The organism is Myxococcus sp. CA056, from assembly GCF_013336715.1.
Lineage (GTDB): Bacteria > Myxococcota > Myxococcia > Myxococcales > Myxococcaceae > Myxococcus > Myxococcus llanfairpwllgwyngyllgogerychwyrndrobwllllantysiliogogogochensis.
This window is the reverse complement of sequence record NZ_JABUMT010000009.1, coordinates 312,187-325,878: the sequence shown is the minus strand read 5'-3', so window position 1 is coordinate 325,878 and position 13,692 is coordinate 312,187. Positions and strand designations below refer to the sequence as shown.

Here is a 13,692-nt window from a genome sequence, read left to right as displayed (position 1 = left end):
TGTCCGAGGCGGACATATCGTCGGATGCCGGGAGGGTGTGCGGAGGGGTAGTCAAGGGTCAGTTGATGGCGGGGCTTTCCCCTGAGGACCAGGGGAGGTTGGAGAGGCGGACGACGCCCTGGCACCGCCCACACATCCGCCCCTGTTCGTCGTACACGCGGGCGGTGGCGAAGAGGAGGGTGAGGCCCTGGCTGTCGATTTCGGCCTCCACGCGAATGTGGTCGCCGGTGACGGGCCGCTCGAAGCTCATGGAGAGCTGCACGGTGGCGCAGCGGCGGCTGGGGTCCACCAGCGCGCCACAGGTACCGATGGCCAGGTCGAAGAGCGCGGCGAGGATGCCGCCGTTGACGGCGGCGGCGCTGCCCACGCCCCCTCGGTGCTCTGGCCGCAGCTCAAGTAGGGAGACGACGACCTTGCGGCCTTCGGGGAAGGACACGATGGCGCCGAAGTGACGCATCGTCAGGCTCTGGTTGAAGAGCTCTGCGTAGCGGTCCAGCGCGGCCTGGGTGGGCCGCGACGGAGGACCTGAGGGGGAGTCGGACATGGTGTTTCGCCCTTTATAGCCGAGGGCGAAAAGCCAGGGGACCGGCCGGGCGTCCGGGTGTGGTGGAAGGCCGCCCACCGGACGGAGAAAGACGTTAGAAGCACAGGCCCCCTCTTGAGTCCCACCGTGAACGCCCACGAATCCGCCCTCCTCGAAGACCTGAACCCTCCCCAGCGCGAGGCCGTGCTCCACCAGACGGGCCCTCTCCTAGTCCTGTCGGGCGCCGGCAGTGGCAAGACGCGCGTCATCACCCGCCGGGTGGCGCACCTGGTGAAGGTTCAAGAGGTCTTCCCGTGGCGCATCCTCGCCGTCACCTTCACCAACAAGGCGGCGCGGGAGATGCGCGAGCGCCTGGTGCAGTTGCTGGGGCGTCAGGCGAACGACCTGGTGGTGAGCACGTTCCACTCGGCCGCGGCGATGATTCTGCGGCGCGAGGCGGAGCACGTGGGGCTCACCCGCTCGTTCGTCATCTACGACGATGGGGATCAGCTCAACGTCGTGAAGCGGGCCATGCGGGAGGCGGGGCTGGAGCAGTCCATGCAACCGCGCGAAATCCTGAGCCGCATCGACCAGGAGAAGAACGCGGCCCGGCTGCCCGAGGACATGGAGGTGGCGCCCGGTGACGAGCGCGGCCAGCTGGTCCACAAGGTGTACCGCGCCTATCAGGACCGCCTGCGCGCGGCCAACGCCGTGGACTTCGGCGACCTGCTGCTCCTGCTGGTGACGCTGTTCCGCAAGCGGCCGGAGGTGCTGGAGAACTACCGGCGCCGCTTCCACCACGTGCTGGTGGACGAGTTCCAGGACACCAACCCCGTGCAGTACGCGCTCCTGCAGCAGTTGGCGCCGCCGCCGTCGGCGAACCTGGTGGTGGTGGGGGACGACGACCAGTCCATCTACCGCTGGCGCGGCGCGGACGTGGACAACATCCTCAACTTCCCCCGCGAGTACCCGGGCGCGAAGGTGGTGAAGCTGGAGCAGAACTACCGCTCGGACCGGAACATCCTGGACGCGGCCTACGAGGTCATCCGGAAGAACACGCGACGGATGGAGAAGAAGCTGTGGTCCGACCGGCCCGCGGGCCAGACGCTCCAGCTCATGCTCAACCGCGACGAGCGGATGGAAGCGCAGGAGGTCGCTCGCCAGATTCTGGCGCTCCAGCGCGAGGGCTTCATCAAGTACTCCAGCATGGCGGTCTTCTACCGCGTCAATGCGCAGAGCCGCGTGCTGGAAGAGGGACTGCGCCTGGCGCGCGTGCCGTACACGCTGGTGAGCGGACGCAGCTTCTATGACCGCGCGGAAGTGCGGGACGCCTCCGCGTATCTGCGGTTGATGGTGAACCCGCGCTCGGACGCGGACCTGCTGCGCATCATCAACACCCCGGCGCGCGGAATCGGTGACACCACGGTCGAACGGGTGACGGACCACGCCAACACCCAGGGGCAGAGCCTCTTCGAGGTCCTCGCCGAGCCGGAGCGCATCCCCGCGCTGAACTCCACGGCGGTGAAGCGGTTGCGCACGTTCCACGCGCTGCTGAAGTCGCTGAACGTCTATGCGCAGGGAACCACGGACGCGGCGAGCGCCGTGGACGAGATGCTGCGCGAGACGAAGCTGGTGGAGACGCTCGTCGCGGAGGGCAGCGACGAGGCGACGACACGCGCGGAGAACCTTCGCGAGTTCCTGGGCGCCGCGCAGGAGTTCGACCTGAACCGCGCGGCTGCCGCCGTGGCCGCCGCGGCCCATCCTCCTCCAGAGGTGCCGCCCGAGGTGGATGCCGCGCCCCTGTCGGCGGACACTCCGCCGCTCCAGGCGTTCCTCGAGCAGATTTCGCTGGTGGGTGACGCGGACGCGGAGGTCGGCGAGGGCCGGGTGGCGCTGATGACGCTGCACGCGGCGAAGGGCCTGGAGTTCGACGCGGTGTTCCTCACGGGTCTGGAAGACGGCGTCTTCCCGCACTCACGCGCGCTGAAGGGTGAGGACCCGGACAACGGGGAGGAGATGGCCGAGGAACGGCGCCTCTGCTACGTGGGTTTCACCCGAGCGCGCAAGCGGCTCTTCGTGAGCCTGGCGCAGTGCCGCTCGCTGTTCGGTGAGCTGCGCTACAACCCGCCCAGCCGCTTCCTGCGAGACGTGCCGCCCAAGTTGTTCGGCATCAGCGAGCAGGATGTGCCAGAGCCGCCTCGGCCCGCTCCCGTGGCCCCGCGCAAGCGGAGCTGGGACGAGGACGACGGGCCGCGCATCGACCGTTCCTATTCGCAGGCGTCGGACATGGACGCGGTGAGCGGAGACGTGCGCGGCATGCGCGTGCGACACGAGCAGTTCGGCGTGGGCCGCATCGTCGCCACGGATGGCTCGGGGCCGAACGCCAAGGTGACGGTGGAGTTCGGTGGCGCCGTGGGGCTCAAGCGCGTCATCGCCCGCTTCCTGATGCCAGGCTAGCGAGGGACGCGCGGGGTTTCTTCCGCGCCCGAGTGAGGAAGCCGTGAGGATGAACCGCCAGATGGAAATCTGGTGCCTTTGACCGCTTGGCTATCCCTCCTGTGACGGAGGGAGCTGGATTCGAACCAGCGAAGTCCGAGAGCGTGTAGGGCCTCTTCTGCCGGGCGCGGGAAGAGGACGCCCGTCCGCGGGGCCTCCTGACAACGTCGCGCCGGGAAACTTCACGGCCGGCGCTCAGGCTCCGGTGGGCGCAGCTTCCACGACAGCACCCGCCCATCCTGGCCGAGTACGAAGACCTGCTCACCCAGGACCACCGGCCGCGAGCGCAGCGCGGTGTCCGTGCGGAGGGAGAACGCGCGCTCCCACGTGGGTTGCTTCAAGGCCAGGAGCCGTCCCTGTCTTCCGTGGGTGGGCACCAGCAGCACGTCGCCGGGGGCCTCCGCTACGTGGGTGGTGAGCACATCCGGCAGTCCCACCCGCGCCACTTCCTTCCCGTCCTCGGGCGACAGCCCCACCAGCACCGGTGCATCCTCTACGCGCGCCCCCACCCACAGCAGGCCCAGGGCCAGGGAGGGAGGGCTGGTGAGGTCCTTCGCGGGGCTCTGCTCCCATAGCGGCGCGCCGTCCTGGGTCCGCAAGGCCCAGACGCGCTTGTCTCGCGTGCTGGCGAAGAGGGCCTCCCCCCTGACTTCCAGTCCCAAAACGCCCCGGACCTCCTGCCGCCAGACCCGGGCTCCATCCGCGGTGGACAGGGCCACCAGCCCCACGTCGCCGAGCGCCACCACGAGCCGCCCGTCCACGAGAACGGGGGAGGGGAGCCCGCGACCGGCGTCCAGGTGGGCCTCGTCGGGCTTGGGGGCGGGGGTCTTCCACCGGACCTTCCCGGTGTCCACCGCGAGGGAACGCACCGCGCCATCCGGGGCCACCACGTAGACCGACGCCCCGTCAGGGGCGGGGACCAGGGGGGTGAGGACCGGGGGCTCGCCGGTGAGGCGCCAGCGCTCCGCCCCGTCCGCGAGCGCCAGACGCACCAGGTCTCCAGCGACCGTTCCGACAATGACGCTGTCTCCGGCCACGACGGGCCGCGTCGCCACTTCCCGTCCGAGCGCCACCCTCCAGACCAGCGCCCCCGTCCTGTCCAACCGCACCACGGCGCCGGCCTCGTTCCCGGTGAGGACCCCGTCCGGAAGGGGCGTCAGCCCGGCGCGGGAGGATGCATCCGTCGAGTACCGGAAGACCGTTTCCGCGGGCTCCCGGCACCCCATGGCCGTCACCAGTGTCAGGGTGAGGGCGAGGGCGAGGTGCCTGCATGGACACGCGCGGGGCGACATGGTTTGGAGGATGGCGTAAGGAAGGAAATTCGACCATGCCTACGATTCGTGACGACGAGATTCCCAGCGCCACCGGCATCCCTTCTGGAGCCCGGCGGACGGACTTCGTCCCGCCCCCCACGCTGGCGGTGACCGAAGAGCTGCTGCACGCTTTGCCGAAGACGGACCTGCACTGCCACCTGGATGGCTCGATGCGGGTGAAGACCATTCTCGAGCTCGCCGAGCAGCAGAAGGTCAAGCTGCCCTCGGACACCGTGGACGGACTGGCCAAGGCCATCCACATGGGTGAGGTCTGCGAGAGCCTGGAGGAGTACCTCGTCGCGTTCGACGTGACGCTCTCCGTGCTCCAAACGGCGGATGCCCTCTACCGCGCGGCCTATGAGCTGGCGGTGGACGCGGCGGCGGAGAACGTGCGGTGGCTGGAGGTGCGCTATTCGCCCGCGCTGCACCTGCAGAAGGGCCTGAAGATGACCACCGTCATCGACTCGGTGCTCGAGGGCCTGAGGGTGGCCAAGCGCGAGACGGGCATCAAGTGCGGCGTCATCGTCTGCGGCATCCGCCACATCAATCCGCAGACGTCCATGCGGCTGGCGGAGCTGTCGGTGGCCTACAAGAACCGGGGCGTCATCGGCTTCGACCTCGCGGGCGCCGAGGCCAGCTTCCCGGCCAAGGACCACAAGGACGCCTTCCAGCTCATCCTGAAGAACAACGTCAACTGCACCGCCCACGCCGGCGAGGCGTACGGCCCCGAGTCCATCTCCCAGGCCATCCACAACCTGGGTTCGCACCGCATTGGCCACGGCACGCGGCTGCGCGAGGACGGGGACCTGCTCAACTACGTCAACGACCACCGGATTCCACTGGAGGTCTGTCCGACGTCGAACGTGCAGACGGGCGCGGTGTCGAGCCTCGCCGCGCACCCGTTGAAGTTCTACTTCGACTACGGCCTGCGGGTGACCATCAACACCGACAACCGCCTCATCACCGACACAACGGTGACGAAGGAGCTGTGGGTGGCGCACAAGGAACTCGGGCTGTCGCTCGATGACCTGGCCACCATCATCGTCTCCGGCTTCAAGAGCGCCTTCCTCCCGTTCCGCGAGAAGCAGGACATGCTGCGGTTGGTGAACGAGGAAATCGCCACCACGCTGGCCGCCTTCGACAAGAAGCGGCATGTGCCCGTGAAGCAGCCCGCGTGATGGCGTAGCCTCCGCTGTGTGCGCGGCGTCATCGGTCGCGCGCCGGTGTCCATGCCGGAGGCTCTCGCGAGCCTCCGGTGCCGTGGACCGCGAAGGAGGCGCACATGGACCTGGAGCTGGGTGGCAAGGTGGTGTTGGTGACGGGCGGCTCGGACGGGCTGGGGGCGGCGGTGGCCCGACGGCTCGTCCGGGAAGGGGCGCGAGTGGCCTTGTGTGCCCGGGGCGCGGAGCGGCTGGAGGCCACGGCCACGGCCCTGCGCGCGGAGGGCGGTGATGTCCTCGCGGTGCAGGCGGACGTGTCCAAGGCGTGGGAGGTCGAGCACTTCGTGGACGCGGCCCATGCGCGGTGGGGGCGGGTGGACGCGCTGGTGAACAACGCCGGCACCGCCTCGGCCCGTCCGTTCTCCTCGGTGACGGACGCGGAGTGGGAAACGGACCTCCAGCTCAAGTTGTTCGCGGCGGTGCGAGCGTCGCGGCACGTGCTGCCTCACCTGAGCGAGTCCGGGGGAGGGTCCATCGTCAACGTGCTTTCGATTGGCGCGAAGTCTCCGGGGGCGCAGTCCACGCCGTCCTCGGTTTCGCGCGCGGCGGGCATGGCGCTGACGAAGGCGCTGTCGAAGGAGCTGGGGGCGAAGAACATCCGTGTGAATGCCGTGCTCGTGGGCATCATCGAGAGTGGCCAGTGGGTGCGCCGGGCGCAGGAGCTGGGCAAGTCGGTGGAGTCGTTCCAGGCGGAGATGGCGCGCAACGCGGGCATCCCCCTGGGGCGGGTGGGCCGCGCGGAGGAGTTCGCGGACGTCGTCGCCTTCCTGCTGTCGCCTCGGGGCGGCTACATCAGTGGCGCGGCCATCAACGTCGACGGTGGCCTGTCCGGGGCGGTGTAGTCCCGACGGGGTGACGGCGACGTGCTGCTCGCGGCCGCACGGCTCTTCGTCGAGCGGGCACGGCCGTCCTGTGAATAGAGCCGAGACCTTGGATGAGTCGTGGCCGCTCCGGTGGACTGTTTCGTCAGTCCCCGGGGCGCCCTGCGTCCCTGCGCGGTGAGGATGGCTTTCGAGCCGTCCGGCGACCGCGGCTGCTGACCCAAGGTCCACCATCTCTCTTCGCCACGTCTCCCCGAGCCGCTCGCACGCGAGCACCGGGGCATTCCCTGAGTTGGGTCATGCAGCCGAAACTGAATCGGCTCCTGCGGGCGCTTGCCCGCGAGGGGCTCGAGGTGACCTATGACGGTCACCTCTACACCGTGCGCCTCCACGGTGACGCGAACGCGCCACCCGCCGAGGTGCTTCTTCCCCCGGACCTGCCCGTCGAGGGCAAGGCCTTCCAACAACTCGCACAGCTCGCGGCCCTGAAGCACCCGGGCGGTGGCGAGGTGCTGCGCGTGCGCGCCACTCCTGATTTTCACCCGGGCGACTCCGGTGTGGCCATCGGCTCGGTGCTGCACACGCGGGGTCTCGTCGTCCCGGGCGCCGTGGGCACCGACATCAACTGCGGCATGCGCTTGCACGTCGCGGACCTCTCCGTGGAGGACTTCCTGGCTCGACGCGACGACTTCGTCGAGCGCATGAAGGGCCACTACTTCTTCGGCACGAGGGACGTGGCGATGTCCTCGCGTGCGTCCACGGCCCTGCTGCGCGACGGCATCCCAGGCTGGCTCCTGGAGACGCTGGACGCACCGCTGGGCTGCGCGCGAACGGCGGACCTGGGGCAGCTCGACGCGGAGGTGGGCCGCATCCACCTGGGCGGCGCGCTGCGAGGAAACCCGAGCTGGGCACCGGACGCACTCACCCGTGAGGGCGTGGTGCGCGACGCGGGCCTGGGCACCATTGGCGGAGGCAACCACTTCGTCGAGGTGCAGCGCGTGGAGGCCGTCGAGGACCGGGCCCGAGCCTGGGAGTGGGGCGTGCGAGAGGGGCAGCTCGCGTTCATGATTCACACTGGCAGCCGCGACGTGGGCAAACACGTCGGGGTCGCCTGGCGTGAGCGCACCCGCAAGGCGTGGCCACAAGGGGCTCCCTTCCCGGAGAGCGGCATCCTCCCCCTGGCCGACGAGGCGCTCGTCTCCGGCTACCTGGAGGCGGAGGCCACGGCCGCCAACTACGCCTTCCTCAACCGCCTGCTGCTCGCGGAGCTTCTGCGACAGACGCTGCGCGAGCTGTTCGGAGATGTGGAGGCACCGCTCGTCTACGACGTACCGCACAACCTCACCCTCCCGTACGAGGGGGGCTGGTTGGCGCGCAAGGGGGCCTGCCCCGCGGGCGCCGAGCAGCCCGTCATCATTCCTGGCTCCATGGGCGCCACGTCCTTCCTCATGGTGGGGTGTGGCGATGCGCGGGCGCTGGAGTCCGCGTCGCATGGGGCCGGGCGGGCGCGCTCGCGCTTCTCCCTGTCTCGCGGTGGGGCGGACCAGAGCGAGGCGGCGCTGGGGCTCAAGGGCGTGGATTGCATCACCCTGCGCTCGGAGCGGCGGGTGGAGGAGGCTCCGGCCGCCTACAAGCCCATCCGTCCGGTGGTGGACTCGCAGGTGAAGGCGGGCATCGTCCGCGAGGTGGCGCGGCTGGCGCCCCTGCTCACCTTCAAGGCATGAGCATGACGACTGGGGGACGGTGCGGCGCCATTTCGCTTGGTGCCCGCACCGCCTCCTGGTTGGAATGCGCGCCGTCCCGGGCCGTGGGCCCGCGCACCCTTCACGTGTCATGGGAGCTGGAAACATGGAGAACGTATACGGAGCCCCCGCGGGAGACGGCTTCCCTGGCACGAACCCGAAAGAGGCCGTGTCCCTGCCGGCCATCCTCCTGATGGTCACCTCCGCGGTGACGTTCCTGTGGGCGCTCACGAACCTCGCGACGCCCGTGGGCCCGGAGCAGCTGGAGCAGCTCTACAACGACCCGAACCTGGCGCCGTACCGGGACATGCTGGAGCAGAACAAGGAAACCATCGACTGGCTTGTCTCCGTGGGAGGGCGGCTGGTGATGTTCGGCCCGGTGCTGCTCCTCAATGCGCTCACCTTCTTCGGCGCGCTGAAGATGCGGCAGCTCCAGAGCCGTGGACTGGCCATGGCGGGGGCCATCGCGTCGCTCGTGCCATGCTGTGGCACCTGTGGCTGTCTGGCCCTGCCCATCAGCATCTGGGCGTTGGTGGTGCTCGCCAAGCCCGAGGTCAAGGCCGCCTTCAGGTAGACGTCATCGCCCCGGCGCTCGGCTCGCGCCGCGAGGAGAGCATGGGCCTGCGCTTCTGCATCCGCACGCAGGCCAGCTGCACCCGTTGCGTCAACGGCCGTTTGGCCGGGTGCAGCGACACGTAGCCGCGGTGCCGGTAGAAGTCCTCCGCGTTGAGGCTGGCATCCAGGCCCAGCAGCGGCGTGCCGCCACCCCAGGCCACCGACTCCAGCGCGGCGAGCAGACGAGAGCCGACGCCGTGGCCCACCTCGTCCGGCACCACGTAGAGGGCCTCCAGCTCTCCGGCGCGGGAATCGAGCTGGCCAAAGCCCACCAGCCGGCGGCCTCGCTCCGCCACCAGCACCGTGCGAGGCCGGTCCGGCCGGAGGTAACCCTCTGGCCGCAGCAGGCTCACCCAGGTGTTCAGCTCATCGGGGGCATAGACACCCTGGCACAGCGTCTCCACCGCCTCGGTGTGGACACGCCACAGCGCGCGACGGTCCGAGTCGCGCGCTGGCCGCAGGTGAAGGCCCCCCGATGAGCCCATGGTCGCCTCACACCACTTTCATGCCCTTGGGAATCACGACGACGCCATCCGGTGTGACGTGGAAGCGCCGCTTGTCCTCCACCGGGTCGTAGCCAATGGTCGTCCCCGGCGGAATCTCCACGTTCTTGTCGATGATGGCCTTCCGGATGCGGCTGCGGCGGCCGATGGTGACGTTCTCGAAGAGGATGGACGCCTCCACTTCCGAGTACGAGTTGACGCGCACCTTCGGGGACAGCACGGAGCGATTCACGTGCCCGCCGGAGATGATGCAGCCCTCGGCCACCAGCGAGTCCGTGGCGTGGCCGACCCGCTGGTTGTCCTTGTCCGCGAAGACGAACTTGGCCGGCGGGTAGTTGTTGGACTGCGTGTGGATGGGCCAGCGGTCGTTGTACAGGTTGAAGACGGGGTCCACCTCCACCAGCTCCATGTTGGACTGGTAGTACACGTCGATGTTCCCCACGTCCCGCCAGTAGCCGCGCTCCTTGCCCTCCTGCCCGGCAATCTCGTTCTGCGCGAAGTCGTACACGTACACCGGCGCCGTCTTGTACATCTGGCTGATGATGGACTTGCCGAAGTCGTGAGCGCTGGTCTCGTTGGCCGCGTCGCGCACCACCTCCTGCACCAGCACCTCGGTGGTGAAGAGGTAGTTGCCCATGGAGGCCAGGCACATCTTCGGGTTGCCCGGCATGGGCGGCGGGTCCTTGGGCTTCTCCAGGAACGCGCGCATGCGCCCGTCGGGGCCCACGTCGATGATGCCGAACTCGCGCCCCTGCTCAATCGGGACGGGGATGGCCGCCACGGTGCACGCGGCCCGCTTGGACACGTGGAAGTCGAGCATCTGCCGCGTGTCCATCCGGTACACGTGGTCCGCGCCGAAGACGAAGATGAAGTCCGGCTCCTCGTCGGTGATGATGTTGAGGTTCTGGTAGATGGCGTCGGCGCTGCCTTTGTACCAGTCCACGCCGGTGCGCATCTGCGCGGGCACCGCCTCCACGTAGTGACCCAGGAAGGCGGACATCCGCCAGGCGCGGGACAGGTGGTTGTTGAGCGAGTCGCTCTTGTATTGGGTGAGCACCTTGACCCGGTAGACACCCGAGTTGGTGAAGTTGGAGAGGGCGAAATCGATGATGCGGTAGCGTCCCCCGAAGGGGACGGCGGGCTTGGCCCGCTCACGGGTGAGGGGCTCCAGGCGCGTACCCGCGCCGCCCGCCAGAATCATCGCCAGGACTTTGGACATAGTTGGGCCGGACGTTAGTCCGCCCCCCTCGGGCGACAAGGCCGCCGAGGCCTGCTCGGTTGCCTTCGTTGAGTGCCCAACCGCCCGCCCACGTCCTCCTCACCGGGCCGGACTCCCCAGATGTGGGACATCGTCGCCGTCGGGGCCTTCCTGGGAGCGCCGGGAAGCACGGTTCCCGCAGGGGTTACTTGGCTTCCGAAAAGGGGGTCGTGCTAGCCTTGGCGGCGATGTCAGGCGACGAAACGCGCGTCACCAAGATTTCCTCCCTGGATCTGCGCTCTGAGCGCAGCACCGAGTGCTGCCTCGTCCAGATTCACGGCCCGGAGCTCGGCAAGAAGTACCTTGTCGACTCCGAGCTGACCATTGGCAGGGACCAGCACAACCACATCGTGGTGGACCTGGACAACGTCTCCCGTCGGCACGCCCGCGTGCTGGGGCGGGGCGGGAAGATGCTGGTGGAGGATTTGGGTTCCACCAACGGCACCTACCTGAACGACCAGGAAGTGCTCCAGGCCCAGCCGCTTCGCAGCGGCGACCTCATCAAGGTGGGGGGCTCCATCTTCAAGTTCCTCGATGGCGACAACATCGAGACCCAGTACCACGAGACCATCTACACGCTGACCATCGCCGACGGCCTCACCGGCGTGAACAACAAGCGCTTCTTCCTGGAGTACCTCGAGCGGGAGATGGGCCGCTCCAGCAGGTACCAGCGCACGTTGTCGCTGATGATGTTCGACATCGACCACTTCAAGCAGATCAACGACGTCCACGGGCACCTGGCCGGGGACTACGTGCTGCGGGAGTTGGCTCAGTCCGTCAAGCGGCTGGTGCGCCGTGAGCAGTGCTTCGCGCGCTACGGCGGCGAGGAGTTCGCCGTGGTCATGCCCGAGGACGGGCCGGACAAGGCGCTCCTGTTCGCGGAGAAGATTCGCAAGCTCATCGCGGAGAAGTCCTTCGTCTACGACGAGAAGGAGATTCCGGTGACCATCTCCATCGGCGTGGCGGAGATGGCGGTGGACATGACGGAGCCCACCCACTTCATCAAGGTGGCGGACGCCAACCTGTACAAGGCCAAGAAGACGGGCCGCAACCGGGTGGTGGGCTAGTCATGGCGCAGGGCGAACAGGGGCCTTCCAAGCTGGCGCGGCTGGTGCTCGTGCTGCTCGGGCTGAGCTTCCTGGGCGCCGCGTGGGTGTGGAGTCACCGCTCGGAGCCCTGGGCGGGGAAGATGGTGGACCGTGCCCGCGCGTCGGTGGGTCGGCGCTAGGTCCACCTCGAGCGGGCGACGCGGCTCCGGTTGCTCCGGATTTCCTGCTGACTGCTCGGAGCCCCGGCCGCTGTGCGAGGCTTGGAGTGTGCCCTGGCTCGCCGTCACGGCGTGCTCGGGCCCGTCCAGGTGTCAGGCGCGCTAGAGAGCGCTGAGGTCGAGACGGCACTCCAGTGGACGTGACGTGCAGTGGCCGGTGCGTCACGCAGGCGTGCGCCTTGTGCGCGGCGACGACGCTCCAGGCAGACAGCCCCCTGTGCCTGGCAGGCCACCCTGGTGTCATGGACGCACGTTCATGGCGTCTGGGCTCCACGCGTTGGAATCGACGATAGGGAAGCGTGAGTCCCCTGGATGGAAGCACTGAAAGTGGGAGAGGGTGACGTGATGATGAAGTCCCAGGATGCGGTGGGCGGAGCGCCTCCCCTGGCGGGACGCAAGGAGTGGATTGGCCTGGTGGTGCTCGCGCTCCCCACGCTGCTCATCTCCGTGGATGTCAGCGTGCTCTATCTGGCGTTGCCGCACCTGAGCGCGGAGCTGGGGGCGAGCAGCGTGCAGCAGCTGTGGATCATGGACATCTACGGCTTCATGCTCTCCGGCCTGCTCGTGACGATGGGCACGCTGGGGGACCGCATCGGCCGGCGCAAGCTGCTGCTGATAGGAGCCTCGGCCTTCTGTCTCGCGTCGGTGGCGGCGGCGTACTCCCGCACTCCGGAGATGCTCATCGCCTCGCGTGCCGCGCTGGGCATGGCTGGCGCGACGCTGATGCCCTCCACGCTGGCGCTCATCAGCAACATGTTCCAGGTGCCACGGCAGCGCTCGCTGGCCATCGCCGTGTGGCTCAACTGCTTCCTCCTGGGCATGGTCGTCGCGCCGCTGCTCGGCGGGCTGCTGTTGCAACACTTCTGGTGGGGCGCCGCGTTCCTGATGGGCGTCCCGGTGATGGGGGTGTTGCTGGTGGCGGCGCCGCTGTTGCTCCCCGAGTACAAGGACCCCGCGGGAGGCCGCGTGGAGCTGACCAGCGTGGTGTTGTCGCTGGCCGCGATTCTCCCCACCGTCTATGGCCTCAAGCAGCTGGCCCGATATGGCTGGCATCCGCTGCCCGCCGCGGTGCTGCTGGGAGGACTCGCCCTGGGCGTGGTGTTCGTCCGGCGTCAGGGGCGGCTGGCCCATCCCCTGTTGGACCCCCGGCTGTTCGCGAACCGTGCGTTCAGCGCGACGCTGGTCATCATGCTGTTCATGGCCATCTGCTCGGGCGGGATGGCCTTGCTCGTCCCCATGTACTTCCAGTTGGTGGCGGGGCTGTCGCCCCTGGACGCCGGGCTGCGGATGGTGCCGCAGATGGTGGGGATGATGGCGAGCTCGCTCTTGGGGCCCTTCATCATCCGGCGGATGCGCCCGGGCTTCATCATGGCCGCGGGGCTGATGTTGTCGAGCCTGGGCTATGCGGTGATGACCCAGGCGGACAGCGTGGGTGGAGGCCTGTTGCTGGTGGTCGGCACCGTCGTGGCGGCCATCGGCTTCGCGCCCATGGCCGTCCTGGGCACGGACCTGGTGGTGGGCTCGGCGCCCCCGGAGAAGGCAGGCTCCGCGGCCTCGGCCTCGGAGACCGCAAATGAGCTGGGCTTCGCCCTGGGCGTCGCGCTGATGGGCAGCCTGGGCACCTTCATCTACCGGAAGCGGATGGACACGGTGGTGATGCCCGACATCCCGATGGAGGTCGCCGACCGAGTCCGAGAGAGCCTCATCGGCACGGCGGCCGTGGTGCCCTCGCTCCCACCGTTGCTCCAGGCTTCCCTGCTGGGGGCCGCGCGGGAGTCCTTCACCGTGGGACTCAACACCGCCGCGGCGATTGGCGCGGGGGTCTTCCTCGCGCTCTCGGTGCTCGCGGCCGTGACGTTGCGGAACGTCCGTCCGGGGCACCACACCGGAGATGGGTGAAGCGCCGCCCTTCGTGTGGGGCGGCGCTCCTCACC

General features: G+C 68.7%; 12 protein-coding genes. 8 read left to right on the top strand and 4 right to left on the bottom strand.

Annotation, left to right across the window (positions count from 1 at the left end):
* Positions 1–58 precede the first annotated feature (58 nt).
* A complete protein-coding gene (locus HUA76_RS30775; RefSeq protein ID WP_174456542.1) occupies positions 59–544 on the bottom strand; it encodes a PaaI family thioesterase in 486 nt (161 codons plus the stop codon).
* 114 nt (positions 545–658) lie between these two features.
* On the opposite strand from HUA76_RS30775, the gene HUA76_RS30770 reads away from it, so the two are divergent.
* Entirely contained in the window at positions 659–2,980 is a 2,322-nt protein-coding gene (locus HUA76_RS30770; RefSeq protein WP_141642265.1) for an ATP-dependent helicase, read from the top strand.
* 221 nt (positions 2,981–3,201) lie between these two features.
* Here HUA76_RS30770 and HUA76_RS30765 read toward each other — a convergent pair whose 3' ends face one another.
* Positions 3,202–4,311, bottom strand: coding sequence for a PQQ-binding-like beta-propeller repeat protein (locus HUA76_RS30765; RefSeq protein WP_174456541.1), 1,110 nt, complete (start codon positions 4,309–4,311; stop codon positions 3,202–3,204).
* Positions 4,312–4,346: 35 nt separating this feature from the next.
* Between HUA76_RS30765 and add the strand changes: the two genes are divergently transcribed.
* From add to HUA76_RS30745, 4 genes are all read left to right on the top strand, one after another.
* Entirely contained in the window at positions 4,347–5,510 is a 1,164-nt protein-coding gene (gene add / locus HUA76_RS30760) for an adenosine deaminase (RefSeq protein WP_141642267.1), read from the top strand.
* A gap of 104 nt (positions 5,511–5,614) precedes the next feature.
* Positions 5,615–6,394 (top strand): SDR family NAD(P)-dependent oxidoreductase, encoded by a 780-nt coding sequence (locus HUA76_RS30755; protein WP_141642268.1) that lies wholly within the window; start codon positions 5,615–5,617, stop codon positions 6,392–6,394.
* A gap of 278 nt (positions 6,395–6,672) precedes the next feature.
* Entirely contained in the window at positions 6,673–8,097 is a 1,425-nt protein-coding gene (locus HUA76_RS30750) for an RtcB family protein (RefSeq protein ID WP_174456540.1), read from the top strand.
* A gap of 124 nt (positions 8,098–8,221) precedes the next feature.
* Entirely contained in the window at positions 8,222–8,689 is a 468-nt protein-coding gene (locus HUA76_RS30745; RefSeq protein ID WP_174462836.1) for a hypothetical protein, read from the top strand.
* Here the strand turns inward: HUA76_RS30745 and HUA76_RS30740 are convergent.
* Together HUA76_RS30740 and glgC are read right to left on the bottom strand one after the other, a co-directional pair.
* Positions 8,682–9,215: a GNAT family N-acetyltransferase gene (locus tag HUA76_RS30740; protein ID WP_141642271.1), complete on the bottom strand. Its 534-nt coding sequence runs from the start codon at positions 9,213–9,215 to the stop codon at positions 8,682–8,684. The two genes, HUA76_RS30745 and HUA76_RS30740, sit on opposite strands and share 8 nt — an antisense overlap.
* A 7-nt stretch (positions 9,216–9,222) precedes the next feature.
* Positions 9,223–10,452 carry a glucose-1-phosphate adenylyltransferase gene (glgC, locus tag HUA76_RS30735; protein WP_174462835.1) on the bottom strand — a complete coding sequence of 410 codons (1,230 nt, stop codon included), beginning with the start codon at positions 10,450–10,452 and terminating at the stop codon, positions 9,223–9,225.
* Positions 10,453–10,679: 227 nt separating this feature from the next.
* Here glgC and HUA76_RS30730 point away from each other — a divergent pair, with 227 nt between their 5' ends.
* The 3 genes from HUA76_RS30730 (at position 10,680) to HUA76_RS30720 (ending at position 13,657) form a co-directional block, all read left to right on the top strand.
* Entirely contained in the window at positions 10,680–11,558 is an 879-nt protein-coding gene (locus tag HUA76_RS30730) for a GGDEF domain-containing protein (protein ID WP_141642273.1), read from the top strand.
* A gap of 2 nt (positions 11,559–11,560) precedes the next feature.
* Positions 11,561–11,719: a hypothetical protein gene (locus tag HUA76_RS30725; RefSeq protein ID WP_174462834.1), complete on the top strand. Its 159-nt coding sequence runs from the start codon at positions 11,561–11,563 to the stop codon at positions 11,717–11,719.
* Positions 11,720–12,070: 351 nt separating this feature from the next.
* Positions 12,071–13,657, top strand: coding sequence for an MFS transporter (locus HUA76_RS30720; RefSeq protein WP_217440421.1), 1,587 nt, complete (start codon positions 12,071–12,073; stop codon positions 13,655–13,657).
* Positions 13,658–13,692: the final 35 nt, after the last annotated feature.